The sequence below is a fragment of the Streptomyces shenzhenensis genome (assembly GCF_003688995.1).
Taxonomy (GTDB): domain Bacteria; phylum Actinomycetota; class Actinomycetes; order Streptomycetales; family Streptomycetaceae; genus Streptomyces; species Streptomyces shenzhenensis_A.
In genome coordinates this window covers 92,505-119,480 of record NZ_PENI01000014.1, presented here as the reverse complement: position 1 = coordinate 119,480, position 26,976 = coordinate 92,505, and the positions used below count along the sequence as shown (strand labels likewise).

Annotated in this window: 24 protein-coding genes and 1 pseudogene; 12 read left to right on the top strand and 13 right to left on the bottom strand. The window is 68.8% G+C overall.

What is annotated here, in order from left to right:
- Positions 1-6: 6 nt before the first annotated feature.
- Positions 7-108: pseudogene (locus CTZ28_RS48460) on the bottom strand (integrase); the annotation flags it as partial.
- On the opposite strand from CTZ28_RS48460, the gene CTZ28_RS22300 reads away from it, so the two are divergent.
- Complete coding sequence (locus CTZ28_RS22300; RefSeq protein ID WP_183154519.1) at positions 100-444, top strand: hypothetical protein; 345 nt, start codon at positions 100-102, stop codon at positions 442-444. The pseudogene CTZ28_RS48460 and the gene CTZ28_RS22300 sit on opposite strands and share 9 nt — an antisense overlap.
- Complete coding sequence (locus tag CTZ28_RS22295; protein ID WP_121891442.1) at positions 441-1,247, top strand: 2-keto-4-pentenoate hydratase; 807 nt, start codon at positions 441-443, stop codon at positions 1,245-1,247. Before CTZ28_RS22300 ends, CTZ28_RS22295 begins: the two co-directional genes overlap by 4 nt.
- Positions 1,248-1,286: 39 nt before the next feature.
- Here the strand turns inward: CTZ28_RS22295 and CTZ28_RS22290 are convergent, their stop codons facing one another.
- From CTZ28_RS22290 to CTZ28_RS22280, 4 genes are all read right to left on the bottom strand, one after another.
- On the bottom strand, positions 1,287-2,207 hold the full coding sequence (locus CTZ28_RS22290; protein WP_259471753.1) for a TetR/AcrR family transcriptional regulator: 921 nt from the start codon (positions 2,205-2,207) through the stop codon (positions 1,287-1,289).
- Positions 2,208-2,260: 53 nt separating this feature from the next.
- Positions 2,261-2,395, bottom strand: coding sequence for a hypothetical protein (locus tag CTZ28_RS48455; RefSeq protein ID WP_259471752.1), 135 nt, complete (start codon positions 2,393-2,395; stop codon positions 2,261-2,263).
- Positions 2,396-2,685: 290 nt separating this feature from the next.
- Positions 2,686-4,077 (bottom strand): FAD-dependent oxidoreductase, encoded by a 1,392-nt coding sequence (locus tag CTZ28_RS22285; protein WP_121891441.1) that lies wholly within the window; start codon positions 4,075-4,077, stop codon positions 2,686-2,688.
- Between the two features lie 69 nt (positions 4,078-4,146).
- Entirely contained in the window at positions 4,147-4,980 is an 834-nt protein-coding gene (locus CTZ28_RS22280; RefSeq protein ID WP_121891440.1) for a mycofactocin-coupled SDR family oxidoreductase, read from the bottom strand.
- A gap of 65 nt (positions 4,981-5,045) precedes the next feature.
- Between CTZ28_RS22280 and CTZ28_RS22275 the strand changes: the two genes are divergently transcribed.
- The 3 genes from CTZ28_RS22275 to CTZ28_RS22265 are packed head-to-tail and all read left to right on the top strand — an operon-like array spanning position 5,046 to position 8,298.
- A complete protein-coding gene (locus CTZ28_RS22275) occupies positions 5,046-6,515 on the top strand; it encodes a flavin-containing monooxygenase (protein WP_121891439.1) in 1,470 nt (489 codons plus the stop codon).
- Positions 6,512-7,459 (top strand): alpha/beta hydrolase, encoded by a 948-nt coding sequence (locus CTZ28_RS22270; protein WP_121891438.1) that lies wholly within the window; start codon positions 6,512-6,514, stop codon positions 7,457-7,459. The genes CTZ28_RS22275 and CTZ28_RS22270 overlap by 4 nt, the downstream gene beginning before the upstream one ends.
- On the top strand, positions 7,456-8,298 hold the full coding sequence (locus CTZ28_RS22265) for an SDR family NAD(P)-dependent oxidoreductase (RefSeq protein WP_121891437.1): 843 nt from the start codon (positions 7,456-7,458) through the stop codon (positions 8,296-8,298). Before CTZ28_RS22270 ends, CTZ28_RS22265 begins: the two co-directional genes overlap by 4 nt.
- Here the strand turns inward: CTZ28_RS22265 and CTZ28_RS22260 are convergent.
- On the bottom strand, positions 8,235-8,738 hold the full coding sequence (locus CTZ28_RS22260) for an HtaA domain-containing protein (RefSeq protein WP_121891436.1): 504 nt from the start codon (positions 8,736-8,738) through the stop codon (positions 8,235-8,237). The two genes, CTZ28_RS22265 and CTZ28_RS22260, sit on opposite strands and share 64 nt — an antisense overlap.
- A 70-nt stretch (positions 8,739-8,808) precedes the next feature.
- Here CTZ28_RS22260 and CTZ28_RS22255 point away from each other — a divergent pair, with 70 nt between their 5' ends.
- Positions 8,809-9,324 carry a hypothetical protein gene (locus CTZ28_RS22255; protein WP_121891435.1) on the top strand — a complete coding sequence of 172 codons (516 nt, stop codon included), beginning with the start codon at positions 8,809-8,811 and terminating at the stop codon, positions 9,322-9,324.
- Here CTZ28_RS22255 and CTZ28_RS22250 read toward each other — a convergent pair.
- Complete coding sequence (locus CTZ28_RS22250; protein WP_121891434.1) at positions 9,272-10,693, bottom strand: MFS transporter; 1,422 nt, start codon at positions 10,691-10,693, stop codon at positions 9,272-9,274. The genes CTZ28_RS22255 and CTZ28_RS22250 overlap by 53 nt on opposite strands.
- 118 nt (positions 10,694-10,811) lie before the next feature.
- Here CTZ28_RS22250 and CTZ28_RS22245 point away from each other — a divergent pair, with 118 nt between their 5' ends.
- From CTZ28_RS22245 to CTZ28_RS22235, 3 genes are read left to right on the top strand one after another with little or no spacing between them, the layout of a single operon-like run.
- Entirely contained in the window at positions 10,812-11,999 is a 1,188-nt protein-coding gene (locus tag CTZ28_RS22245) for a CaiB/BaiF CoA transferase family protein (protein ID WP_121891433.1), read from the top strand.
- Positions 12,000-12,025: 26 nt separating this feature from the next.
- Complete coding sequence (locus tag CTZ28_RS22240; RefSeq protein ID WP_121891432.1) at positions 12,026-13,189, top strand: acyl-CoA dehydrogenase family protein; 1,164 nt, start codon at positions 12,026-12,028, stop codon at positions 13,187-13,189.
- Between the two features lie 4 nt (positions 13,190-13,193).
- A complete protein-coding gene (locus CTZ28_RS22235; protein ID WP_259471738.1) occupies positions 13,194-14,381 on the top strand; it encodes an NAD(P)/FAD-dependent oxidoreductase in 1,188 nt (395 codons plus the stop codon).
- A 58-nt stretch (positions 14,382-14,439) separates the two neighbouring features.
- Here the strand turns inward: CTZ28_RS22235 and CTZ28_RS22230 are convergent, their stop codons facing one another.
- The 5 genes from CTZ28_RS22230 to CTZ28_RS22210 all read right to left on the bottom strand — a co-directional run bounded on the left by CTZ28_RS22230 (position 14,440) and on the right by CTZ28_RS22210 (position 20,446).
- Entirely contained in the window at positions 14,440-15,534 is a 1,095-nt protein-coding gene (locus tag CTZ28_RS22230) for an NDMA-dependent alcohol dehydrogenase (protein WP_121891431.1), read from the bottom strand.
- A gap of 30 nt (positions 15,535-15,564) precedes the next feature.
- The gene (locus tag CTZ28_RS22225) at positions 15,565-17,175 is read right to left on the bottom strand and encodes a flavin-containing monooxygenase (RefSeq protein WP_220795377.1); all 1,611 of its coding nucleotides are present in this window, start codon (positions 17,173-17,175) and stop codon (positions 15,565-15,567) included.
- Positions 17,176-17,271: 96 nt separating this feature from the next.
- The gene (locus tag CTZ28_RS22220) at positions 17,272-18,528 is read right to left on the bottom strand and encodes a cytochrome P450 (RefSeq protein WP_121891430.1); all 1,257 of its coding nucleotides are present in this window, start codon (positions 18,526-18,528) and stop codon (positions 17,272-17,274) included.
- Positions 18,525-19,772 carry a cytochrome P450 gene (locus CTZ28_RS22215; protein ID WP_121891429.1) on the bottom strand — a complete coding sequence of 416 codons (1,248 nt, stop codon included), beginning with the start codon at positions 19,770-19,772 and terminating at the stop codon, positions 18,525-18,527. Before CTZ28_RS22215 ends, CTZ28_RS22220 begins: the two co-directional genes overlap by 4 nt.
- A 311-nt stretch (positions 19,773-20,083) precedes the next feature.
- Positions 20,084-20,446 carry a hypothetical protein gene (locus tag CTZ28_RS22210; protein ID WP_121891428.1) on the bottom strand — a complete coding sequence of 121 codons (363 nt, stop codon included), beginning with the start codon at positions 20,444-20,446 and terminating at the stop codon, positions 20,084-20,086.
- A 131-nt stretch (positions 20,447-20,577) separates the two neighbouring features.
- On the opposite strand from CTZ28_RS22210, the gene CTZ28_RS22205 reads away from it, so the two are divergent.
- A complete protein-coding gene (locus tag CTZ28_RS22205; protein WP_121891427.1) occupies positions 20,578-22,887 on the top strand; it encodes an ATP-binding protein in 2,310 nt (769 codons plus the stop codon).
- Between the two features lie 172 nt (positions 22,888-23,059).
- Positions 23,060-25,582 (top strand): CaiB/BaiF CoA transferase family protein, encoded by a 2,523-nt coding sequence (locus tag CTZ28_RS22200; protein ID WP_121891426.1) that lies wholly within the window; start codon positions 23,060-23,062, stop codon positions 25,580-25,582.
- 167 nt (positions 25,583-25,749) lie between these two features.
- Here CTZ28_RS22200 and CTZ28_RS22195 read toward each other — a convergent pair whose 3' ends face one another.
- Positions 25,750-26,076 (bottom strand): hypothetical protein, encoded by a 327-nt coding sequence (locus CTZ28_RS22195; protein WP_121891425.1) that lies wholly within the window; start codon positions 26,074-26,076, stop codon positions 25,750-25,752.
- Between the two features lie 140 nt (positions 26,077-26,216).
- Here CTZ28_RS22195 and CTZ28_RS22190 point away from each other — a divergent pair, with 140 nt between their 5' ends.
- Positions 26,217-26,945, top strand: a complete 729-nt coding sequence (locus CTZ28_RS22190; protein ID WP_121891424.1) for a carboxymuconolactone decarboxylase family protein — start codon at positions 26,217-26,219, stop codon at positions 26,943-26,945.
- Positions 26,946-26,976 lie beyond the last annotated feature (31 nt).

The following is a 26,976-nucleotide window of genomic DNA, read 5'->3' as shown; positions in this document are numbered from 1 at the left end:
AGCTCCTCAGGCCGCGGCGACGGGACGTCCGCCCCAGTGGATGCCTCTCTTGCTGCGGATCCGGGTGCGTTCCTTGCGTTCGGCGGCCAAGACGTCGCGGTGACGGGCCCGGGGCCGGTCGCCGGCGCGGAAGCCGTCCTGGCCTGCTACGTCATGCACGACATCGTCGCGGACGACCGCACGGCCCAGAACGTTCTCGGCACCCTGCGCGACGCGCTCGCCCCCGGCGGATTCCTCGCCGTGGCCGACGCCGTCTCCTACGCGCCACAGCCCGAGGAGCGCAGGTTCAGCGGGCTCTTCACCTATCTGCACTCCGCCTTCATGAGCATCCATCTCCCCTCCGAGCAGGAGTGGTTGGACAAGTTCGCCACGGCGGGCTTCGCACGGACCAGGACCGTGCCGATCGGTCTGCCCGGGGGTCGGCTCTTCGTGGCGAGCCGATGACGACCGCCGTACGGACCCTCCACCGCGAACTCGCCGTCGAGTTGTGGAACGCAGTCAGAACCCGCCGGCCGGTGCCGCCCGTGTCGCTCCGGCACCCGCGACTCGGCCTGGCGGACGCGTACGCGATCCAGAGCGAGGTCCGTGCGCTCGATGTGGCGGACGGTGCCGTTCTGGCTGGGCTCAAGATCGGAGCCACCAGTGAGGCGATCCAGCGGATGTTCGGCATCGACCATCCCGACTTCGGCTACCTGACCGACCGGATGCTCCTGCCCGACGGCGTCCACCTCGATCTGCGGAGGTTCATCTCACCGAAGGTCGAGGGCGAGATCGCCTTCCGGATGGCGCAGGACCTGAGCGGCCACGACGTCACGGCCCGGGACGTGCTCGACGCCACCACGGAGGTCTGCCCCGTCCTGGAGGTGCTCGACAGCCGGATCGAGGAATGGAGGATCGGCCTGGTGGACACCGTCGCCGACAACGCCTCCTCCGCCGCTGCCGTGGTCGGCCCCGGCGTCCCACCGGACACTACCGACCTGGCGGGGGCCCGGATGGTCCTGCGCGGCGGCGACACCGAGTGCACCGGCGACGGCTCGGCGGTCATGGGGCATCCGGCGGAGTCGGTGGCCTGTCTGGTCCGCATCCTGGCGGACTTCGGCACCGGCATCGCGGCAGGTGACCTCGTACTGGCCGGCTCCTGGTCCGGCGCGGTGGACCTGCTGCCGGACCAGGAGGTGCACGCCGCATTCGGCGCCCTGGGCTCGGTGTCCCTCAGCACATGGGGCCGCCGGTCCCGCTCCGGCTGATGGGCCCTCGTCGCGAGGACGGCGTAGGCGTGCCCGGTGTCACACCGCCCCGCTCCGCCCGGGATCGGGGGAGTGGTGGCGGGCCGCGGCGTGGCCCGCGCCGCGGCCGGTCGCGTGGGTCGTGATCAGTCCGTCGCGGACCCGGATCGCGATCTCGGTGAGGTCGAGGTCGTCGGCCGAGGGGTGGTCGAGGGCTGCCGGGACCGTGCCGGTGTCGTCGAACACGACGCGTGCCCGGGGCAGCCGGTCGGCCGTGAACACCCGGCGCAGACAGCCGACGAGATCCACGATCCGGAGCCGGGCCAGTCGGCCGATCTCGGCGGGGTCGCTCGTGACGACGACGATCGTCACCTCGTCGTCCGGCCGCGCCGAGCGCATCGCGTCCCCGGCCGCGGACAGGCGCCCCACACCCAGCACGACGACCACCCCGTCGTCGCCGAGGTCGACCGGCCGGCCGGTGATCTCGTCGCGCAGACCGCCCGGCGGCACCCACGGCGCCTCGGTCGAGCGCGCCGGAGCGACATAGGGCAGATGCGGCGGCTCCGGGTCGTCGCCGAGGGCGATATCGGCGAGATGCTCGGCGGCGCGCGCCAGATCGAAGGGATCGCCGACGCCGGGGGCGTTCTCCGCGAGGCCGGCCGCACCGTGGAGCAGGGTCAGGGCCAGCCCGGCGGGCCGCACGGTCCCGGCGCGCACGGCGGAACGCGGCTCAAGTGCCAGCGCGAGCAACAGCGCCTCGAACCGGACGAGTTCCGCGAGCGCGGCCCGCGCCGACTCGGTGCCCAGCACTCCGGACAGTGAGCGCAACTGCAGATGGCCGCTTCCCGGGGTGTCACCGAGGAGGGGCAGCCGCTCGAGCCAGACCCGGGCGAACGAGCCGAGCGCCTGTCCGACGGAGTCGGGGGATTCCGCCGGGGGTTCGGCGGCGTCCCGGGTCCGTTCGGCGGCGTCGACCAGCACCGCGAAGTAGAGCGCGCGCTTGCCGGTGAAGTTGGAGTAGACCGCCCCCCTGGTCAGTTCGGCCCGCTCGGCGATCCGTCGATCTTGGCCTCGACGTAGCCGAACTCGGCGAACTCCTGCCGGGCCGCGACCAGCACCGCCGCACGGGTCCGCTCCTGCTGCTGTGCGCGGGTCAGTCTCGCCATCATGCCCCCTTCGGCTCCTGGTGTGTGCGCAGCCCGCGGGATCACCGCCTAATACAACCAGCCGGTCACCCCGGTCCAGATCGGTGAGCAGGCCGATGACTTCGAGCGGCGCCGGCTCGCGCTCGCGCGGTATGACGCCGACATCCGTCAGTAACCTCCCTGTGCAGCGTGCGCCTCGCTTCGCTTGGGAACTCCAGGGGCCGTCTGTACGGACATGCCACCTGACCTCGCCGGATGATTGTTCGGCACCCGCACCGGTCAGGTCGCCGGCGGTGGAGTCTCCGATCAGAGGGTCAGCGAGGGACGACGGCCTGACCGAGTTCGTCCCAGTTCGCCTTGACGGCGGAGACGATCTCGTCACTGCTCAGCCACTCGGGACTGCGCAGAAGCTGGGTGGTCTCCCGGTATCGGACGTAGCGCTCCGGGTCCTGTGCCATGTACGCGGCGAGGCGGTCGGAGAAGTCCGACGAACTCGGTTCGACCTGGCGTGCTTCGCCGTCCACGGTGTACTCGACGCCCGGGATCCGGTGGTCGAGCGTGTTCGAGCTGTTCCAGCAGTACTTGATCAGGGTGTCGGCCTTCGCGTAGAAGCGCTCCGGCAGCCCGGTCAGGTCGCCGGTGGTCGCGTCCAAGTGGGCGCTCAACTCGTCGCGGAGATCTCGAGCTTCGAGCGCAGCGGCGGTCATACCCTGGCCGTAGACCGGGTTGAAGCCCATCCAGGCGTCCCCCACGGCCAGGAAGCCCTCGGGGCGGTTCGGCTGTCCGGCGAAGTCCCAAAGCCGACTGCGGGTGTCGCGCCACATCGAGATGGGTTCGGGAAACTCCACGTCGTCCAGGGCCTTGACGAGTTCGGGGACCCCGATCGAGGAGATGAACTCGCGGAGCGCGGCCTCCTTGCGCGGCGGGTGGTCACCGGCCGATCCCTGCACCGTGAGGATCCAGCGGCGTTCGCCCTCCACCACCCACATCGCCATCGCGCGGGAGGCCGAGGCAGCGCTCAGCGCGCCCTCGCCGAAGGGCGTGACGGCCAGGGCCTGGAAGCCGGGTGACCAGTTCTCGGGTACACGCAGGAAGGTCGACGAGTAGCCCCAGTGGGCGTTGACGATCTCTTTGGTCGGAGCCGGGTAACCCAACTCTTCCAGCCATTCCACCGCCTTCGAGAAGCGACCACTGGCGTCGATGACCAGATCAGCGCAGACCTCGCGGCCGTCCTTGGTGCGGACCCCGGTGACTCGTCCGCTCTGCGCCACCAGGCCGGTGACCTCGACGCCGGACTCGTAACGAACTCCAGGCAGCGCGCCCGCCTTGTCCCGCAGCGCCTTTTCGATCAACGGCCGACTGGCCATGAGGAATTCGAGGGTGGACCGGAAGCGCGGGGACCAGCCGACGCGGTCCAGCCGCATCACGTTCTCGGCGGAGTCCAGCCGGACCGCGCCCATCGCGCAGGCGTGCTCGGAAAAGCCCGGCAGGAGTTCGTCCATCGCCTGCCGTCCGGCCGCCAGCAAGGCGTGGAAGTGGGCGCCTTGCGGTACGCCTTTCCGGAACACAGGTTCATCAGGCAGCTCGTCCCGGTCGAGAAGCAGCACCTCGGCGAAGTGTGGTGCCACCGCGGCGGCGGCCAGGGTACCGGCGATGCTGCCGCCGATCACCAGGACGCGCCCAAGGGGTCCCTCGCTAGTGGTCATCGGACGCTCCCGCTATTAGATAAAGGCAAGACTGCGAGCATAACAAGCGAGCATGACAGGCGACAGGGCTCAAGCGATGCTGATCCCGGCGTCCACGGTCATCGCCAGGCCGGTGACGTACCGGGACTCCTCCGAGGCGAGGAAGACCACCGCGTGCGAGATCTCCACCGGATCGACCCACGGCACGGGCATCGCCATCCGCGACAGCGAGGCGGCGGCCAAGTCGTCACGGCCAGGGTTCTCCAGGTCGGGCCGGGCCCGCCGGTACATGAACTCGTTATGGATCATCGGGGTGTCGACCTGCGTCGGGTGGACGCTGTTGACGCGGATCATCTCCGGCCCCAGCTCGAGCGCCATCGCCTTCATCAGCCCCACGACGCCGGTCTTGCTCGCCACGTAGTGCGACGTCTGGCGGGAGGCTCGAAGTCCGGCGCTCGAACTGATCAGGATGATCGATCCGGCGCCCCCAGATGCCCTGAGGTGCGGCATCGCCACCCGGACGGTGCGCCAGACACCAGTCAGGTTGATGTCGATCGTGTCCATGAACGCGGCCTCACTCATCCGGTCGAACGGCCCGACGGCGGTGAGCACCCCCGCGTTCGCCACGACGACGTCCAGCCGCCCGAGTTCGGCCACACCTGCGTCCACCGCCGACTGCAGTTGGTCCAGGCTGCGGACGTCGGCCTTGCGCGTCACGACCCGACGGCCGGTCTTTTCGACCAGCCGACCGGTCTTGGCCAGATCCTCCTCGGTGCCGCCGGGGTAGGTCATCTCCGGCACGTCCTCGCACAGGTCGATCGCGATGATGTCGGCCCCCTCCTCGGCCAGCCGAACCGCGTGCGCCCGTCCCTGCCCTCGTGCCGCACCAGTGATGAAGGCGACCTTGCCGCTGACACGTCCCATGTCTAGTTGCTACCTTTCTCTAGTTATTCCAAAGTTATGTCAGATCGTTAACGAAGGGAATCGCCTTGCGTGTCCTCGTCATCGGAGCCGGCATCAGCGGGCTCGCCATGGGCGTGCGGCTGAAGCGGGCCGGGATCGACGACTTCCGGATCCTCGACGCCGAGGACGGCCTGGGCGGCACATGGCGGGTGAACACCTATCCGGGCGCCGCCGTGGACATCGCCTCGACGATCTTCCAGTTCGGCTTCCGGACCCACCCCTGGCGGCGAACTCACGCCACTCAGGACGAGGTCCTCGAGTACTTGGAACAGGTAGCCAAGGAACAGGGGCTGGAGCCGCACTTCGTGTTCGGCGCCCGCGTCACCGAGGCGCGATGGGACGACCGTGGCCACGAGTGGTCGGTCACCACTGCCGCAGGCGCGACGTATCGCGCCAACGTGCTGGTGAGCGCGGTGGGTCTGCTCAGCCACCCCAACGACCCGACCTGGCCGGGCCTGCCGGAGTTTCGTGGCCCGGTGATGCACACCCAGCAGTGGCAGCACGACGTCGACCTGAGCGGGCGCCGTGTGGCGGTGGTGGGCGTCGGATCCTCGTCGGTGCAGATCGTGCCGGCCATCGCCCCGGTCGCCGAGTCGGTCCACATCTTCATGCGTGAGCCAGGCTGGGTCCTGCCCAAGGGGGACCGGCGTTACGACGACTTCGAGCTTCGGCGTTGGGCCCGTCCTTGGTACCGCCGGCTGATGCGCACGCGTGAGGTCGTCAAGAAGGAGTGGCACAATCTCACCGGCCGCCCCAGCTACCACGCCGGAAGCAAGCGCAATCACGCCATGGAGCAGCTCGCACGCGGCTATGTCGAGACAACCTTCGCCGACCGGCCGGATCTGCGGGCGGCCGTCACTCCGGACTATCCGTTCGAGGGCAAGCGGGTGGTGCTTTCCAGCGACTACTACCCGGCCCTGCTCCGCGACGACGTCCACCTGGTCCCGCACCCGGTCGCCTCGCTCACCCCGACCGGCATCGTCGACGCCACTGGCGTGCACCACGAGGTCGACGTGGTCGTCACGGCCACGGGCTTTACGGCGGCCGACTACCTGGCCACCTACGACGTGTTCGGTCGGGGAGGCTGCCGACTGCGCGAGACCTGGCGCGAAGGCGCCTTCGCACACGCTGGCGTCACCGTGCCCGGCTACCCGAACTTCTACCTGCTGTTCGGGCCCAACACCAATGGCTCAGGAGCCGTCAGCGTGTTCTGGAAGGCCGAGATGCAGGCCGCGTGGGTGGTGGCCGACCTGCGGCGCATGACTCGCCGCGGCCTGAGCGCAGTCGACACCCGCGCGTGGGTGTGTGCCGCCTACAACGTGTGGATGCAGCGGCGGTTGAGCCGCACGGTGTGGGCGACGTCAAACAACTACTTCAAGCATTCGTCCGGCCGGAATGTTACCCAGTTCGACGGGAGCATCACGCTGCAGTGGCTGATCCTCAAGCTCGGGCGGCCGCTCGGGACGTATGGACTCCGGCGTAAGGAGGCTCGATGACCGGGTGGCGTGACCTGCTCGACCCCGAGTTCGCGGACGTGCTCGAACGGCTTCCGGCAGTGGACTTCGTGAACTACGAGAAGTTCCGGGCCGACTCGGACGCGACAAGTGCGGCTCGGGCGGCTCAGGTGGACACCACAGGACTCATGGTCGAGGACCGAGAGGTCGTTTCAGAAGGTGCCCGTTCCCGAATCCGTCTCTACCGGCCCAATGAGGCAGGGATACGGCCGGCATTGCTCCATCTCCACGGTGGTGGCTTCGTCAGTGGCTCCCCGGACACGAGCCACGCGCGCATGACCGAACTGGCCGCCGACTTGGGCGTGGTGGTGGCGTCGGTCGACTACCGGCGGGCGCCGGAGCATCCATACCCGGCTCCGCTGGAGGATTGTGCGACGGCTCTGCGGTGGCTCCTCGAGGTGGCGGACACCCTCGGAGTGGATCGTGACCGAGTGGCGGTTCACGGGGTGAGCGCGGGAGGCGCCCTGGCGGCCGCCCTGGCCCTCAAGGCCCGCGGCGACCTGTGCTTCCAGTTCCTCTCGGTCCCCATTACCGACGACCGGCTTGCCACTCCGAGCATGCGTCGATTCGAGGACACCCCGATCTGGACCCGCGCCGTCGGGCAGGTGAGCTGGCGGCACTACCTGGGGGCGTTGACACCCGGGGCGGATGACGTCCCCGTGCTCGCGGCGCCCGGAAGGGCCGATCCAGACGAGCTGCTTGGTCTGCCTCCGGCCTATGTGGCCGTGATGGAACTCGACCCTCTCGCCGACGAGGGCCTGGCCTACGCGGCCGCGTTGTCCGAGGCCGGTGTACCCGTGGAGGTACACCGCTTTCCGGGCGCTTTTCACGCCGCGTTCAGCTCCGCCCCCGGGGCCTCGGTGTCCCGGCGCTACCTGGCCGAGGAGACCGCGGTTCTGGCCCGAGCCCTTCGGGTGCACGAATGACCCTGAGCAGCTTCGACGGTGTCACCGCCGTAGTTACGGGGGCCGCCCACGGCATCGGACAGGCCTTGGCCCGGCAGCTCGCGAGCCAAGGCGCTGGAGTTGTCGCAGTGGACGTCCGGCGCGACGACGTCGAGGCGTTGGTACACGAGTTGACGGACACGGGTCACCGGTCACTCGCCGTCACCTGCGACGTCAGTTGCCGGAGTGAGGTCGCCGACCTCGGCCGCGCGGTGGCACGATGGGCACCAGACGGAGTCCAGCTCCTCTGCAACAACGCCGGCGTCTTCACACCGCGCCACGCGCTGACAGCGACGCACGAGGACTGGCAGTGGGTGCTCGGCGTCTGCCTCTGGGGGACGATCCACGGCGTCGAGGAGTTCCTTCCCGGCATGGTTGCCTCAGGCCGGGCGGCCCATGTGCTCAACACCGCCTCGATGAACGGGTACGTGCCGAATCGGGTCAGCGCGCTCTACTCGACGGCCAAGTACGGAGTCGTCGGGCTGAGTGACACGCTTCGCCTGGAGCTGGCCGGGACCCAGGTGGGTGTGACCGTGCTGGCACCATCGGCGGTGCGCACGAACATCGGGAACTCCGAAGAGGTCCGGCCGTCCCGGTTCGCGCGCACCCGTGAGGATCCACCCGACGATCCCTTCGCCGACTACGGGTTGAGCGCCGCTTTGAGCCCGGACACTGTCGCCGCGCTCGCTCTCGACGGAGTCCGGGCCGGTCGCGATGTGGTGTTCACCGATCCGGTGGTGGCACCGATGCTCGACGATCAGCTCGCCCGGCTCAAGGGGAGCTGGACCACCAGAGGTTCGAACGGTTCACCTTCGGCGTAGACGTCGTTGAACAGCGCGACGCCTTCGGCCGTCAGAGCAACGTCGTCGCTGCCCCAGACTTCGGTGCCGTCCTGGCCGCCGAGACGCTGAAGAGTTCCCGTCACCAGCGGCACGCGCGGCGCGTCCTCTCGAGCCTGCGGATCCTCGATACTCAGGACCACGCTGCTCCCGTCGATCTCCAGCCAGGGGTTGGCGACGCGGACGAACAGCATTCCAAAGTGCCCGCTGAACCGGACGTCGCCACGGAATGCCCACACCCCGGCGCCGCTCCTCCCGGCGTCGTGCTCGTAGAAGAGGTCCCCGGTCCCGACTGGCACCGCGCCGTCACCGACCGACCCCTTGCCGTCGGGCATCCGGCGGACGTAGTCCACGAAGGACTTCTTCACTCCCCACCGCAGGCCGTGCACAAGCCCGTGACGCTCTTCCTCGCCCGCTTCCATGGATGCTCCTCTAATCGTGCTCGGCTACCATGTTGGCACGACTACAGACGGCCCGGGAAGGTTCATTGCGATGGCGCGCGATCGTACGGCTCGAGCCCGCATCAAGCAGTACCTCGTGCAGCACGGTCCACTCGAGGACGGGCACGGCCTGGCCACCAAGGTGCTCAAGGAAGCGGTCGGCTATGCGGGCTCCTCCGTAGCCTTCATCCAGCTCCTCGCGGCCATGGAGCGTGACGGCGAACTGATCCGGGAGATCCGAGGCAAACGGACCTACCGGATCACCGCGGTCGGCCTCCCCGCCAGCTCGGGCGAGCCTCCCTCGGGAGTCCTGGAGACCCCGGCCGGCCGGTTGCAGGTCGACTACGATGTGCTGGCCCGGCACCTGCTTCGTGAGCTGGCGGGGAGCGGGACGCCCGCCGTGATCCAGGAACTGACAGCTGAGCAGCAGCGGATCGCGGCCGAGCGTGACGACTACGCGGGTCGTCTCGTGCTGGCGCGTGCCAAGCTGGAGGAGTTGCGAGCCCAGGCCGGGATCACCCCGGCTCCGGGCGCGTCGTCGTCGGCCCAGCCAGACCGGCGTCGCTGACCACGGGGTCCGGTTCCGGACCGGGAGTCCGAGCGCCGTTGTGGGGGATCAGCAAGGACGCTCCGGCGGAGAGTGCCATGGTTGCTGCCAGCACGACGAAGGCGGCGACGTAACCCGCTCCGTCGAGACCTGCGGGCCCCGCGTACGCCGTCAGGATGGCTGCTGTGGCGGCCGCCCCAAGTGAGCCACCGAGCGTCCTGATGCTCGTGTTCATGCCGTTCGCCACTCCGGTCTGACCGGCAGGCACCGAGGCCACGACCACGGCCGCGACGGTGGAAAGGATCAACCCGTTGCCGATGCCCTGCACGACGCACCAGCCGGCGATCATCCACCACTCGCCGTTCCAGGCGGCCACTCCGGCGAAAGACGCGCTGCTGATCAGGCCACCCGCAACGAGCAGGCTGCGGGAGGAGAACAGGCGGTAGAGCCGACCGGTGCACAAGCTGGTGAGGAAGGCCGCGAGCGCGATGGGCGACATCAGCAGGCCGACCTCCGAGAGACTTGCACCGATCCCGACGCCGCTGTCCGGCGGTGCCTGGATCAGCCGAGGGAGCCCGGCTGCGCACCCGAACAGCCCGACCCCGGCGAGGAGGGCCACCAGGTTCGCGGTCCAGACACCTCGAAGACGCATCATGCGCAGGTCCACGAATGGCACCCGCGCCCGCCGCTCCTGATCGGACCAGGCCAGGCCGAGGATGAGACCTGCGCCGGCAAGGGCCAGAACCATCGGCGACGTCCAGCCCAGGAGGCTGCTCCGGCTGATCGCCAGCAACGCGCAGACCAGGGCGCCGGCGAAGAGGATCACCGGCAGGACGTCGAACCGACCGTTGCTCGGAGCGTGGGAACCTGACGGCGGCAGCACCAGCAGTACGCCGACCAGGGCGACCACCGCCAAGCCCATCGGGAGGAGGAACAGCGCCGTCCGACCCATCTCGACCAGGATCGGGCCTGCCAGCACGATCCCGACCGAGAAGGCGATGGAACCCACCGTAGCCAGGACCGCCGCTCCGTAGCTGAGTCGCTCCGGGGGTACTCCCGCACGCAGCGCCGAGAAGGCGACTGGAACGGCGCCGCCGCTGATTCCCTGCACGGCCCGCATGGCGATCTGCCACTCGATAGTGGTCGCCAGGGCGGAGCCGAGGCAGCCGAGCGCGAGCACCAGGAGCACCACAGCGAGGATCCGACGTTGACCGTAGCTGTCGCCGAGCCGTCCAAGCAGGGGAGTCGCCACGGCTGAGGAGAGCAGGAAGCCGGTGATCAGCCAGGTTGTTGTGACCTGGTCGGTGTCGTAGTCGGCCTGGAGTCCCGACAGCACGGGAACGACGACGGACTGCGGCAGGTTCACCGCGATCACGACGAGCGCGAGCACAGGGAAGACCGCACGGGAGCGGGACCATGGGTCAGTGGTCCTGGGCAGGACTCCTCCAATAGTCGACGTGGGCTACTACACCATAGTAGGACCACGACAATGATGTAGTGTGGCAGTCATGTTCGACACGCGACCGCTTGATGGCGTCACCGTAATCAGCCTGGAACAAGCCGTGGCGGCTCCGTTCGCGACACGGCAGCTGGCCGATCTCGGAGCCCGGGTGATCAAGATCGAACGGCCCGGAGGTGGTGACTTCGCCCGCGGGTATGACCGCGCCGTCCACGGGCTGTCCAGCTACTTCGTCTGGCTCAACCGTGGCAAGGAGTCACTCACCCTCGACGTCAAGGCGCCTGAGGGCCGCGAGGTGTTGCGTGATCTGCTCACCCGGGCTGATGTCTTCGTGCACAATCTGGGTCCGGGCGCGGTGGACCGGCTCGGCTTCGGCGTCGATGTATTGGCCGCGCTCAATCCGAGATTGATCCGCTGCGCCGTCAACGGATACGGAAGCACCGGGTCGTGGGCCGACCGAAAGGCCTACGACCTGCTCATGCAGTGTCAGACCGGCCTGGTCTCGATCACGGGTGTCCCGGACTCGGGAGCACGGGTCGGCATTTCCGTGGCTGACATTGCGGCCGGAATGTATGCCTTCTCGGGCGTTCTCACGGCGCTGCTGGCCCGAGCTACAACCGGTGCGGTTCAGCCGGTCGAGGTCTCGCTGTTCGACTCGCTGGCCGAGTGGATGAGTCAGCCGGCCTACTACACGGAGTTCACCGGGGCCCAGCCGCCTCGACTCGGCACTCACCACGCCACCATCGCGCCGTATGGCGCCTACAGGGCCATCGACGGGCGTGAGGTCCTGTTCTCGATCCAGAACGACGTCGAGTGGCGGGCGTTCTGCGAGAAGTTCCTCGACGATCCCGCGCTGGCCGATGACCCCAGGTTCCGCACCGGTCCCGACCGTGTCGCGCACCGTGTCGAGCTCGACGGGTACATCGCTGATGCCTTCGCTCGGCGCACCAGCGAGGAGGTGGCCGAGCGCCTGGACCAGTTGCGAATCGCCAACGCGCCGATCAACCAGGTCACCGACTTCCTGGAGCATCCGGTGCTGCGCGAGCGGGACCGGTGGCGCAAGGTTCAGGCTCCCGGTGGGGAGTTCCAGGCGCTGCTGCCCCCGATCGGGCTGGTCGGGAGCGAGCCGGTGATGGGGAACGTGCCCGACCTGGGCCAGCACACCGACGCTCTGCTCGCCGAGCTCGGCCTTGGCCCCGATGCGATCGCCCGCCTGCACGGCGCCGGCATTGTCTGAACCGACACCGTCAGAGGAGAGGACCCATGGGTCACCTGGAAGCACTCGACGAGCATGAGCGCGTCGTCGTCAGCACCGTCGCCGACTTCGTCGACAAGCAGGTCAAGCCGGTGGTGCAGCGGCTGGAGCACGGCAACGTCTACCCCGAGGCGCTGATCGAGCAGATGAAGGAGCTCGGCATCTACGGGCTCGCGGTGCCTGAGGAGTACGGCGGCGTCGCGATAAGCATGCAGTGCTACGTCCTGGTCACCGAGGAGCTGGCCCGTGGCTGGATGAGTCTGGCCGGCGCGATGGGCGGCCACACGGTGGTCTGCAAGCTCCTCAACCAGTTCGGTACGCAGGAGCAGAAGGACACCTGGCTCCCGCGCCTGGCCACGGGGGAGGTCCGAGCGACGATGGCGCTCACCGAACCGCAAGGCGGATCTGACCTGCAGGCGCTACGGACGAGCGCCAAGGAGGTTGATGGCGAGTACCGCGTCAACGGCGCCAAGACCTGGATCAGCAACGCCCGCCGGGCCGGGCTGACCGCGTTGCTGTGCAAGACCGACCCGACCGCGCAGCCGGCCTCGAAGGGCATCTCGGTGCTGCTTGTCGAGCCCGGGGAGGGGATGACCGTCTCGCGAGACCTTCCCAAGCTCGGCTACAAAGGCGTCGAGAGCTGCGAGGTGGTCTTCGACGACTATCGGGCTCCGCTGAGCAGCCTCCTGGGAGGCGTGCCCGGCCTCGGGTTCGCACAGATGATGAAGGGCCTGGAGACGGGTCGGTTGCAGGTTGCGGCGCGGGCGCTCGGTGTCGGGCGGGCGGCTTACGAGGATGCCTTGTCCTATGCGCAGACGCGTGAGTCCTTCGGCAAGCCGATCTGGAAGCACCAGGCGGTCGGAAACCTGCTGGCCGACATGGCCACCAGCCTGGAGGCCGCACGTCAGTTGACGCTCTACGCAGCGCGTGCGTTCGACGCCGGCCGCCGGGTCGACATGGAGGCCGGGATGGCCAAACTGTTCGCGTCCGAGACGGCGATGAAGATCGCCCTCGACGCCGTGCGCGTGCATGGCGGATACGGTTACTCGACCGAGTACGACGTCGAGCGCTACTTCCGTGACGCGCCCCTGATGATTGTCGGCGAGGGCACCAATGAGATTCAGCGCAATGTGATCGTGGGCCAGTTGGTCTCACGGGCGCGAAAGGGCTGAGGCGATGGTCGCCGACGACGCTGGAATCGTCGTGGTCGGGGCCGGCCTGGCTGGCTTGCGCACGGCTGAAGGGCTGCGCCGTCACGGGTGGGATGGTCCGGTGACCATCGTGGGCGACGAGGTTCACATGCCGTACACGCGTCCGCCGCTGTCGAAGAAGCTGCTGCTCGAGGGCGGTGACCACGCCGGCGTCGAACTACGTCGGCGCGACTCCGGACATCCTTTGCAGTGGCGGCTGGGGCGTCGGGCTGTCGCCTCCGACCTTGACGGGTGCTCCGTCACCCTCGATGACGGGACCGTGCTCTGTTACCAAGGGCTGGTGGCCGCCACCGGCGTCCGCGCGCGGCGCCTGCCGGGATCCCTTGATGGCCCCACGGCCGTACTGCGCACGCTGGACGATGCCCAGGCGCTCACCGGACGACTGCATCCGGGCGCCCGGGTGGTCGTGATCGGTGCTGGGTTCATCGGCTGCGAGGTAGCGGGTACCGCGCTCTCCCGCGGCTGCGCCGTCTCGGTGGTAGCGATCGACGAACTGCCCATGGTTGCTCCGCTCGGGCCGCTCGTCGGTGCGGAACTGCGGCGTCGGCACGCCGCCGCCGGTGTGAACTTCCATCTCGGCACGGGCATCGTCTCGGTCGACGAGGGTGGCGTCGTGCTGTCGGACGGCACCCGGCTTGAGGCCGACGTCGTCGTCGAAGCGATCGGGTTGCAGCCGGCCACCGAATGGCTCGCCGGTAACGGACTCGACCTGGCCGATGGCGTCGTCTGCGACGAGTTCCTCCGGCTCGGCGGCCGGAAGGGCACGGTCGGCGTCGGTGACGTCGCGCGTTTCCCCAACGCGCTCTACGACGCGACGCCTCGGCGCATCGAGCACTGGCAGGTCGCCGTCGACACCAGCTTGTACGCTGCGGCCTCACTGGTCGGCGACCTCACCGGCCGTCCTCCGGAGAAGCCGTTCGGCACCGTGCCCACGTTCTGGTCCGATCAGGCCTCCGTGAGCATCCGTGCCCTGGGCCAACCCGCCCTGGCCACCGACGTCGAGGTGCTGGAAGGAGATCTCTCCGGTGAGGCCGCGATCGGCTACCGCAGGGACGGCCGACTGGTCGGCGTCCTCCTCCTGGGCCTGCCGAAGCGGATGGGCTTCTACTTGAAGCACCTCACTGACGACCTGGCCGCCGCTCCCACCCACTGAACAGAACTCACGGAGAAGGGCCCGGCGGTCACCGCCGGGCCCTTCTCCGTGCTGTGGTTCAGAACTCGATCACACCGCGGATGTTCTTGCCCGCGTGCATGTCGGCGTAACCCTCGTTGATCTGGTCCAGGGTGTAGGTCCTGGTGATCAACTCGTTGAGCTTCAGGTGGCCCTGGCGGTAGAGGTCGAGCAGGAGCGGGATGTCCCGGTGTACCTGGACGCCACCGTAGACGTTGCCGCGCAGGGTCTTCTGGCTCAGCGTGAACAACGCGAGGTTGAGGTCGACAGTGGTGGAGGCGAACGGCGAGACCGACGTGACCACCGTGGTGCCCGCCGGACCGGTGAGGTCGACGATCTGCCCCAGCTTGCTGGCGTCACCGACACCCACCGAGAGAATCGCCGCGTCAGCCATACGACCGTCAGTGTTTTCGGCCAGCAGTTCCTTGGCCTCCTCGACCGAAGCGACCGCGTGGGTGGCGCCGAACTCGAGGGCCTTCTGACGCTTCAACTCGACGGTGTCGACCGCGACGATGAGGTTGGCGCCGGCGTTCTTCGCGCCCTGCACGGAGTTGATGCCGACACCCCCGCTGCCGATCACCACGACATTGTCGCCGGGCTCGACCTCAGCCAGGTAAACGGCCGCGCCCCAACCGGTCGTGACGGCACAGCCAAGCAGGGAGGCCACGTTGAACGGGATGTCCTTGCCCATCTTCACGACACAGCGCTCGGAGACGACCGTGACGTCGGCGAAGGTGCCCAGGTCGCCGGTGGCGGCGACCTCCTGGCCGCGGGCCTTGAACGGCTTGGAGGCGCCGTAGTCCTGCAGCGAGGCGTTGAGACACAGGTTGGACCGCCCGCGGGCGCAGTTGCGGCAGTAGCCGCAGGGCGGTTGGAAGATCAGGACGACGTGATCGCCCGGCGCCACGCGGGTGACGCCGGGCCCGACCGCCTCGACGACGCCGGCACCTTCGTGCCCGCCGACCAAGGGGAGCGGGGTCGGCATATCGCCCGTGACCGCGTGGTCGTCGGAATGGCACAGGCCGGTCGCGTGGACCTTGACCCGCACCTGCCCGAAACCGGGCTCCGCGAGCTCGACGTCCTCGACGCTCCACTTCTCCCCGATGCCCCAAAGGATCGCTGCTCTAGTGCTCATCTAATGCCTCTCCATTCGTCGTTGACCTGATCAGGAGGAGAACTTGAAGCCGCGGTAGCCGTCGTCGGTGGCCGCCTTGACCCGCTCGCGGTACTGGGGGAGGCCTCCGGCGTAGAGCAGGTAGGCCCGCTTGCGACCCGGCACGTTGGACCCGAACGCCCAGGACTCGGCGGTCTCCTGCATCGTGCCGAGGATCCCGGCGTTGACGTGGTCGATCCACTCGTCCTCGGCGGCCCCGGTGGGCTCCACGACGGTCTCGCCGCGCTCCTGCATCCCGGCCACCGTGGCGGCCACCCAGTCGGCCTGGAAATCCGTGGCCCGGGGGATCACGCCGGTGACGCTCTGCGGTCCGCCGACCAGGAACAGGTTGGGGAAGCCGGCCACGGTGAGGCCGAGATAGGTGCGCGGTCCCGCCTCCCAGTGGTCGCGCAGGGCCAGGCCGTCGCGACCGCGGATGTCGATGCGGTTGTAGGAGCCGACCACCGCCTCGAAGCCGGTGGCGAAGACGATGGCGTCCAGGTCGTAGTGACCGTGGACGGTCTCGATCCCGGTCTCGGTGAACCGGACAATCGGCTCCTCGCCGGTGGAGACCAGCGAGACATGGGGCTCGTTGAAGACTTCGTAGTAGCCGTTCTCCAGCGGTGGCCGCTTCTGCCCGAAGCCGTGGTCCTTGGGGATGAGTCGCTCCGCCAGCTCGGGGTCGTGGACCCGCGCCCGGATCCGCTCGGCGATGTAGGCGGTGACGTTGTCGTTGGCCCGCTTGTCCAGGGCCACGTCGCGGAAGTTGCCCAGTGCCATGATCAGGCCGGGGGAGTCGTAGAGACGGTCGAAATGGGACCGCCGCTGGTCGGCCTCCATCTCCAGAGAGGACTCCATGATCGGCCGGTGCATCGAGCCGGACGGCGACAGCTGGGTGGCATCCCAGATCTCGCCGATCCGGCTCCGGATGTCGGCCATCCGCTCCGGGGTGATCGCGAAGTTGTTGATGGGCGTGCACCAGTTGGGGCTCCGCTGGAACACCACCAGCTGCTCGGCGTCCTTGGCCACCAGCGGGACGATCTGGACACCGCTGGAGCCGGTGCCGATCACGGCTACCTTCTTGCCGGTGAAGTCGATGCCCTCGTCCGGCCAGAGCCCGGTGTGGGCCCACTCGCCGCGGAAGTCTTCCAGCCCCGGGGCGCTGGGGAAGGCCGGCGCGGACAGGATCCCGAGCGCGGTGACGAGGTGGCGGGGCTTCCAGACGTCACCGGAGGACGTCGTCACCGTCCACCGTTCTGCCTCGCTGTCCCACTCGGCCGAGACCACCCGCTGTTCGAAGGTGATCAACCGGCGAAGGTCGAACCGGTCCACGACGTGGTTGAGGTAGCGCTCGGTCTCCGGCTGACCGGCGTACTCCTCGCTCCAGTCCCATTCCTCGATCAGTTCAGGGGAGAAGAAATAGCCGTAGGTGTAGCTCTCGGAGTCGAAGCGAGCACCGGGGTAGCGGTTCCAGAACCAGACGCCACCCACCCCGGTACCCGCTTCGATCATCCGCACGTCCACGCCCCGCTGGTTCAGCGTGTAGAGCTGATAGATGCCGGAGATGCCGGCCCCCACGACCAGGGCATCCAGCGTGGTGACGGCGGACTGCGACTTCGACACGGAGATTCTCCTGCCCTGGCACCAATGTTGCTTTAGTGTTCTTACCGTTGCGTAATTATGTTAACACCATGAGAGGAACCTCTGTAGCGGAGTCGCTCAGGACCGCTCGCGAGGTCCGGGGGCAAACCGCAGATGGACGTCCTCGATGCCCCAGGCCAGCCCGAGGTGCTCCTTGGGGGCGGGGGCGTGCGGGTCGAGCTCGAACCGTGGGATCCGCCGGCGCAGCTCGGCATAGGCGATCTTCAGCTCCAGCCGGGCCAGGTGCAGGCCGACGCAGCGGTGCGGTCCGACCCCGAAGGCGAGGTGCGGCTTGGGCCGCCGGTCGAACACGACCTCGTCCGGATCCGAGAAGTACTTCGGGTCGCGGTTGGCCGCGGCCAACGGGGCGTGGATCCGGTCGCCCGGGGGGATGTCGATCCCCTGGAACCGCACTGCGTCGTCGGCGACCGTGCGCGTGGGCACTGGCGGAGTCGCCCAACGCAGAAGCTCCTCGATGGCTGGCTCGAGCGTTTCCGGGCTCTCGAACATCCGGTCCCACTGCTCCGGGTGACGAGCGAAGTAGACCGCCGTCTGCGAGAGCACGCTCTGCACCGTGTCGAGTCCGGCCGTCATCATCAGGACGAAGAAGTCGAACAGCTTGTTGTCGTCCATCCGGCGGCCGTCGATCTCGGCGTCGAGCATCACCGAGGTGACGTCGTCCTTGCGCGGAGCGGCCCGCCACTGCGGGATCTTCTCCAGCATGTACGAGCTGAACTCGACGTGCGCTTGGCCCCGTGCGGCCGCGTTCTCCTCCAGCGAGCCGCCGCTGACGCCGTGCAACAGGACCGACGTCCAGCGGTTCATCTTCTCGAGGTCCTCCAACGGCCAGCCCATGATGGCCAGGACCGTGGCCCCCGGGAAGGGAAGCGCGAAGCGATCGACGAAGTCGCAGCGACCGTCCTCGATGAAATCGTCGATGAACCGGTTGGCCTGCTCTCGCAGGTGGTCCTCGAGCAACCCGACCTTCTTGGGCGCGAACTGAGGGTCCAGGTAGCGCCGGTACTGCCGGTGCTCCGAGCCGTCGATCTCGATCGGGATCATCGCCTGACGGGTGCCCACCGCGTTGATGCCGTCCGGTTCGTTGGGGAAGCTGACCACGCCCCGGTTGTTCAGCCGCAGCAGCTCGGAGACGTCGTCGTACTCAGTGAGGACCCAGCAGCCGTTACCCCGGCCGGACCAGCTCAACGGCAGCTCGGCCCGCCGTCGGGCCAGGTCGTCCAACTGGGTCTGAATCGGCACGCCGGCGTACGGGTCGTAGTCCCGGCGCAGCCGCTCCCGGGTGTCCTGGATCGGCTCCCCGGCCGGGGCACTCACGACAGTTCTCGCAGCCCAGGAGTGAAGCGCAGGTGGACGTCGTTGACGCCCCAGGCCAGCCCGAGGTGCTCATGCGGGGCGGGTGCGTCGGGGTCGAGTTCGAACCGGGGGATTCGGCGGTGCAGCTCTTCGAACGCGATCCGCAGCTCCAGCCGGGCCAGGTGCAGCCCGACGCATCGGTGGGTACCGACGCCGAAGGCCAGGTGCGGCTTGGCCGGGCGGTCGAAGATCACCTCATCCGGGTCGGGGTAGTACTTCGGATCGCGGTTGGCCGAGCCCAGCGGCGCGTGCACCCGCTCGCCCTTGGGGATCTTGATGCCGCGGATCTCCAGGTGCTCGTCCGTGATCGTGCGGGTCGGGACCGGCGGGGTGGCCCAGCGCAACAGTTCCTCCACCGCGGTCGGCACCTGCTCCGCGTCCTCGAACATGCGCTCCCACTGGTCCGGGTGCTGCGCGAAGTAGCGCGCGCAGCGGGCCAGGACGCTCTGCACCGTGTCCAGACCGGCCATCATCATCAGCACGGAGAAGTCGAAGAGCTGGTCGTCGGTGAGCTTCTGACCGCCGATCTCGGCGTCGAGCATGACCGACATGACGTCGTCCGTGCGAGGGGCGGCCCGCCACTGCGGGATCTTCTTCGCCATGTAGGCGGCGAACTCCTGGTGCGTTCGGCCGCGGGCGGCGTTGTTCTCCTCCTCCGTGCCCCCGGGGACACCATGCAGCAGGACGTCGGCCCAGCCGTTCATCATTTCCAGGTCCTCGCCCGGCCACCCCATGATGGCCAGGACGGTCGCGCCTGGGAACGGCACCGCGAACATCTTGACGAAGTCCACCTTGCCGTCCTCGATGAAGGCGTCGATCAGACGGTTGCACTGCTCGCGCAGGTGGTCCTCGAGTTCGGCGACCTTCTTGGGGGCGAACTGCGGGTCGAGCACCTGGCGGACCTGACGGTGCCCAGGACCGTCGAGTTCGATCGGGATCTGAGCTTCGCGCGCGCCGGAGAGATTCAGCCCGTCGGGCTCGTTGGGGAAGCTGATCACACCGCGGTTGTTGCGGCGCAGCAGATCGGAGACGTCGTCGTAATCGGTCAGCACCCAGCAGCCGTTGCCGCGGGCGGAGTAGCTGACCGGCTTGTCGGTCCGGCGGTCGGCCAGCTCGGCGAGCTGCTCGTCGATGGACCTGTCGGCGTAGGGGTCGTAGTCACGTCGGTAACGGGCACGCAGGTCGTCGAGGGCAAGGTCGGTCATCAGACTCCCAATCGTGTTGCCAATATGGATTGAACCTCATTGGAGGCATAGTGACGCACGATATGCGACACGACAAGAAGGCTAAAGGGCAAGACCATGAAGCTACGGGCTAGGTGCTTGTGCCCAGAGGGCGTCGATGCTGATGGCCGCCTGGTAGGTATGCGTGGCGGGACAGCGGGCGCTTGACGGCACGGTGAAGCGCGGTGGACCACCGTAGCCGACAGGACCGAGCAGACGGTGGTGGCTGGGGTGCTGGGGGAGGGGGCCGAGCCGGTCAAGGGGTGAGAATCCCCTCGGCGGCTAAAGGCGGGTCAGTGGTCGCCGTCCTGGAGCCTCGTGAGCGCGCGCTCGATGAGCAGCCTGGTCACGACGTCTTCACCCAGGGAGGAGTTGAGCAGACCTCGCAACGTCCGGGTGCCGGCATGGCCCAGGACGTCGGTCACCAACCGGGCGGCCTCGTCCAGAAAGGCGCTGAAGGCCTCCCAGGCATGGTCGTCGGCGCACAGGGCGTCCCCCGGGGTCGGCACGATGGCGGCGACCCGCGTCACCAGGTCGGCGGGGCCGGGCGAGGCGTGGTGCAGGGAGGCCGAAGGGGTGGAGTTACGGCCGGATCGGGAGCAGCGGGCGTGCCGTCGTCGGCCGTGTCCGGCGTTGAGCCGGGTGCGACAGGTCATCTGCAGTCCTCCACGTCGTCGTGTCGGTGTGACCGTCCACACTCCGAGCTGGGACGACGTAGCGCATGCGTAGAATTGCCGACATCGACTACGCATGTGACCCCGGTCACGCAGAGGCAGGGTAGCGGACGATGGCGCGCAACGAGCTGGGTGGGCGGGAGCAGTTGCCTGCGGACGTCACCAGCCTGATCGGGCGCCACGCCGAAGCGGCCGAGGTCAAGCAACTGCTCACCCGCTCCCGCCTCGTCACGTTGACCGGCCCGGGCGGCGTCGGAAAGACCCGATTGGCCCTGCACGTGGCTCGGACCGTGCGGAGGGCCTTCCCGGACGGCGCCACGATGGTCCCTCTGGCCGATCTCTCCCAGCCGGATTTGCTCGCCCCCACCATGCTCACCCGGATCGACCCGGGCCGGAGCCCGGGCGGGGACGTGGAGGATCTGGCCGCCCGCATCGGCACCGCCCGTGTCCTCCTGGTACTGGACAACTGCGAGCACCTGGCCGAGCCGGTCGCGGTGTTCGTGGCCCGGCTGCTGAGCCGGTGCCCGCACCTCCACGTCCTGGCCACCAGCCGGGCGGCGCTGCGGATCGATGCCGAGGCGCTCTACCGGGTGCCGCCGCTGGCCTTGCCGGCCGTGGGGGCCGGGATCCCGCCTGGCGCCGCCGCGGGCTACGACGGGGTCGCGCTCTTCCTGGAGCGGGCCGGGGCGCTCAACGCGGAGGTCGCGGCCGGGCAGGTGGACGAGGGTGAGGTCGTGGAGCTGTGCCGTCGGCTGGATGGCCTGCCGCTGGCCATCGAGCTGGCTGCGGCCGGGAGCCGATGGCAGTCGGTCGAGTCGATGCTGATTCACCCGGTGTCGGACCCGCCGGCGCCCCGCTCGGCCCCGCGGCGCCACACCACGATGCGTGCGAATCTCGACTACAGCCATGAGCTCTGCACTTCCGAGGCCCGCGTGTTCTGGACTCGGTTCTCCGTGTTCCGGGGCGGCGCGACGTTGGCCGCGGTGACGTCGGTCTGTGCCGGGCCGGGGCTGCCGCCTGAAGCCGTCGCCCCCGCCCTGTTCGAGCTGGTCGAGAAGTCCGTGGTGATCCTCGACGGTTCGCGGTACACGATGCTCGAGACCATCCGGCTCTATGGCGCCGGAAAGCTGAAGGAGTCCGGCGAGGCGGACGCGGTCCGCCGGGCCCACCTGAATCTGTACGCCGACCTGGCCGAACGTGTGCGGCTGGGCTGGTTCGGCCCGCGCCAACGGGAGCTGCACGCGCAAGTGCTGAGCGAGCACGCGAACGTCCGGGCCGCGCTGGAGACATCGCTGGGCGATCCGGCCAACGTTCGCACCGGGCTGCGATTGGCTGCGGCGTTGTTCACCTTCTGGATCGGCTCCGGCGTCCCTGGCGAAGGCCGTCGCTGGCTGAGCCGGCTGCTGGACGTCGAGGACGGGTCGGCCCCCGAGCGGGCTCAGGCGCTGTGGATGCATGGCTTCCTGAGTGCCGTTGACGGTGATATTCCGGCCGCACGGGAGCTTCTGGGCGAGGGCCGGAGTCTGGCCGAGCGAATAGGGGACGAGGAGAGTGTCGCGCACGCCCGCTGCACGATGGGCGTGGCCGAGCTGTTCGACGGCCGCGTGGATGCGGCGATCGATCACCTGGAGGCGGGGATCGCCCAAGAGCGGGGCCGCCCGGACAGTCTCCCGTTCCTCGCCGATGCCCTGATCAATCTGGGCCTCGCCTACTGTTGCCGGGGCGATCTAGGCCGAGCACACGCGGTGCTGGCAGAGGCCACACGGCTGTGCGCCGCCCGCGGCGAGGAGTTGCTGTTCTCCTGGGCACTGGTCTTCCGCGCGCTCGAGGCGCTGCTGTCCAGCCGCGTCGGCGAGGCGGAGGAGCTGGCTCGGGAGGCCCTGCGTCGCAAGCGCGAGTTGGTCAACCTGCAGGGCGTGGTCTGGGCGGTCGAGCTGCTGGCCTGGGCAGCCATGGACAGCGGCCAAGCCCGGCGTGGCGCCCTCCTGTTGGAGGCGAGCGAGGCCCGGGCTGAGGACTTCGGGCCCGCTTACCACGGTTTCCCGGGGATGCGGGAGTGGCACGAGTACTACGTACTGCGGGCTCGGGACGAGCTGGGCAAGGAGTACGCCGCCGTTTCCGCCCGCGGCAGGGAGATGCCCCTGGGTGAGCTGATGGCCGAGGCGCTGGGGGAGGTCGAGGCGATCCCAGTGGCCGGTGCGTCAGCCGGGGACTCAGTTCTGTACGACCTGCCGCTGACCCCACGGGAGCGTCAGATCGCGGAGCTGCTGGCCACCGGGAAGACCAACCGGGAGATTGCCGACGCTCTGGTGATCGCGCTGCGGACGGTCGACACGCATGTCCAGCGGATCCTCACCAAGCTGGGCTTCACCTCGCGCAGCCAGGTGGTGGCCCTGGTCGCCGGTGGAGTCCGCGGGCGATGAGTGTGAAACATCATAGTAACTCTTCAAAGTCATCATTGTGAGTCGGCGATCCAATGGGCCGGGTATGCTCTGTGACCTGGTATATCGCTGGTCAGCCCGGTAAATCCTTAATGGTGCCACAAGGAAGCTTGCAGTTGTGTTTTAGTTCGGCACGTCTTATCGTCCTCTCATTATGAGTGCGCCATCGGAAGTCCCGAACACCCAGCCGTCCACGCCTCTTTCCGGTCTGCGGGTCCTCGATCTGTGCCGCGTCGTCTCCGGTCCCTTCGGCTCGCTCCTGCTGGCCGATCTCGGTGCGGAGGTGATCCGTGTCGAGTCGTTGCCGAACGGCGAGCCGAGGGAGGAGACCGCCCCGACCCGCCTCAGCGAGGACGAGGCCTTCAACTGGGGTCTGTCCCGCAACAAGCACTCGGTGAGTCTCAATCTGAAGACCGACGAGGGCCGCGGCCTGTTCCACCGGCTGGTGGCGGAAGCGGACGTCGTCGTCGACAATTTCCGGCCCGGCGTCACCAAGCGGCTCGGGATCGACCGGGAGTCGTTGCTGCCGTTCAACCCGTCGATCATCACCTGCTCGTTGACCGGCTTCGGCGGCGACGGGCCATGGGCCACGATGCCCGCGTACGACCCGATCGTGCAGGCCATGTGCGGCACGATGAACTACACCCGGCTGGCCCCGGATCGCCCCCCGGTGCGCTGGGGCATTCCGATCGGGGACCTTTTCGCCGGCGTCTTCAGCGCGATCGGTGTCACTGGAGCGGTGATCCACCGCGACCGGACGGGGGCGGGCCAGCACGTCGACGTCTCGATGCTCGATGCCATGCTTGCCCTCAACACCTACCGGGTGCCGCAGGCCCTGAGCTTCGGCCAGGAGCCGCTGCCGTCGCCGTTCGAGGGCGGCCAGGGCACTGTGCCGTTCGGCAACTTCGAGTGCTCCGAGGGCTGGGTCGCGATCTGCATCAGTCAGCGGATGTGGCCTGCCGCGGCCCAGATCATGGAGCGGCCGGACCTGCTGACCGACGATCGGTTCAGCACCGGTCCGGCGCGGCATGCCCACCGTGAGGAGCTCGTCGAGCTCCTGCAGGGGGTGTTTCGCACCCGCACCGCAGACTGGTGGCAGGAGCACCTCATGGACGCCGGCGTCGTGTGCGGCAAGGTCACCCGTGTCGCCGACGTCTTCAAGCACCCGCAGGTACGAGCCCGCGGTATGTCGGTGGAGGTCACCGACGAGTTCGGTCGCACCGCCACCGTCGCGGGCGACGCCCTCAAGTTCAGCGACTCCACCACCTGGCGGGCTCCCCGGCAGACCGGGGCGGACACTGCGATGGTGCTCAGCTCGCTGCTGGGACTCGACGCGGCGGAGTTGGGGCGCCTCGCCTCGGCCGGCGTGATCCACTGCGGCGACGGCCGTGGTGGTGTGCCGCTGGTCGATCGTTGGGCGCCAGAAGCCGAGGTGGACGTCTCCCGGCAGGTCGGGCGGGCACTGGAGGGCACGACCGTCCTGGAGATGAACGGCGACGAGCCCAGCAAGGGCTTCGCCGCCCAGCTCCTGGCTGACCTGGGGGCCGACGTGATCCGCGTCGAGCGGCCGTTCGGCCAGGTGATGGAACCCTACCCGGACGTGACCCGCGAGGCATCATTCCGGGCCGGCTTGAACCGGGGCAAGCGCAGCGTCGTCGCCGACTTGAAGACCGCCGAGGGGCGCCAGTTCCTGCTCGGCCTGGCCTGTCGGGCCGACGTCATGCTCGACAACTACCGGCCGGGAGTGCTCCACCGGCTCGGCCTGGACTTCGAGTCGCTGCAGAGCAAGAACGACCAGCTCATCCAGACCTCGATCACCGGGTTCGGCCACACTGGCCCGTGGAGCGCCTTCCCGGCCTTCGACAACGCGATTCAGGCGCTCGGTGGTGGCATGAGCATCACCGTCGACCACACCAGCCCGGACATCCCGATCCGCTGGGGGAACCCGATCGGGGGCCTGACCGGCGCGCTGTTCGCCGCGCTGGGCACGTTGGGCGCCTTGCGGCTGCGCTCGCTGCGGGGGCGCGGCCAGCGCCTGGACGTCAGCCTGCTGGACGCCCAGGTGGCTCTGCTCTCGTACCGGGCGCCGCAAGCGGTCACAGTAGGCAAGGAGTTCCTTCCCGAGCCGCGGCGCGGCGGCAGCGGTTCGCTGCCCTTCGGGGTGTTCCGCACTGCCGACGACCGCTGGTTCACGATCTGCATCACTCAGCAGTTCTGGGCCCGGTTCTGCCAGGCCGCGGACCACCCCGAGTGGCTCGACGACCCCCGGTTCGCCACCGAGCCGTTGCGGCGGGAGCACGAGGAAGCCCTTTACGCGGCGGTCGAGCCGAGCTTCCTGAGGCGATCTGCGGCCGAATGGGAGGCGCTGTTCTTCTCGCTCAAGCTGCCGGGGGCCATGGTGCTGTCGGTCGATGAGGCCTTCTCGCACCCCCAGGCGGTGGCCCGGGGAATGCGGATCCGGATCTCCGACCACGACGTGGCCGCAGGCATCGAAGTGGCCGGCGCGGCCGTGAAGTTCGGGGCCGCCCCCGAGCTGGCCCCGGTCAGCGCGCCTGTCCCGGGTGGCGACACCACCCTTGTGGCGGCCGAGTTCGGCCTCGATGCGCCCGCAGCGGATGTCAAGGCTCCGTCGCAGCGGTGGAACGACGCCGCCCGGGACTCCGACGCCACCGTCTGATCCGCCCCTGACCGAGCCCGGTTCCGCCGTCCGGCGGGACCGGGCTTCGTCGTGCGGGGGGTGAATGAGAGTGCGGGGCGCATCGATGAAGATCTCTGTCAAGCGATGCTGTTGACGATGCCCCGGGCAGGAATTGCGTTGCCGCGTGGGTCAAGAAGGCCCGGCGATCAGGCGTTGGCGAGGCCGGCGCCGCACTCGGTCACTGCGGTGGCGAGAAGGTCCGCGCAGTGGATGCCGTCCTCGTGGGCGAGGCGCGCGGCCAGGGCCAGGAGTGACGTGCCGTCCAGGCGGCCGGTCCCGGGGGCAAGTACCAGCGCCGCGGCCTGCGGTCGCGTCATGAGCGTGGTGTCGTCCAGTAGGCGCTGCAGGCGGCGTGCGGTGGAGAGGACGAGCTCCTCCCAGGCCAGGTAGCCGAAGCTGTCATGCGCCGCAGGCGGCTCGGGCAACAGTTCGGCTGCCCGCCAGGCAACCGCCGTCGCACTCTCGTAGGCCACGTTGCCTCCCGGGATGTCGCTGTAACAGCCGTCACACACGCTAGGCCGCTCTGTGGATGAGCGTCAAGCGATGCCATTGACATTATTCCGACGAACCTTCAGGCTGTGGAGACACGTTGCGAAGGGGCAGGTGATGACCGATGAGCACGGCCGTTCGGCAGTCGGGGCACCTCGCCCGCCACGTGCGTACCGCCGAGGTGCTGGAAACCTTGGATCCCGGGTTTGCCGCCGTCACCGAGGCTCTGGTCGGCCACCCCTACCGGAGTGGCGTCCTGGCGCCGGCGGTGCGGGCCCTGGTGGTGCTCGCGGTCGAGTCGGTGATCCCGGAGGCCGACGAACCCCGGATAGAGGCGGCCGTGGATGCCGCACTCGCCGACGGCGCCACCGCTGCAGAAGTCTTGTGCACCTTCGAGATCGCCTGCTCGATCGGTCTGCACACGGTCTCTGTCGGCCTTCCCGTCCTGCTGGAGGAGATGGAGCGGGCCGGGATCGCCCTGCCCGAGGAGACCCCTCGCCACCGTGAGCTGCAGCAGCGACTGGAGACCACCGGTCCCCGGCCGCGTGCACTCAACCCGATCTACGCCGGCATCCTGCGGATGGACCCGGGGTACTTCGAAGCCCGGGTGCGGTTCATCGACCTGCCGTGGGAACGCGAGGATGTGCTCGGCCCACAGGTGAAGCATCTGCTGTCGATCGCGATCGACGCGGTCAGCCCTCAGCACTACGTCGACGGGCTTCGCAAGCACCTTCGGGAGGCGCTAGCGATCGGCGTCACCCCGGAGGCTGTCCTCGAGGTGCTCCAACTGGCCTCGGTGACCGGGCTGAGAACGCTCGACGTCGGACTGGGGGTACTCGCCCGGAAGCCCTGACAAGCCGTCCTCCTCTCCACGTGCTATCGTG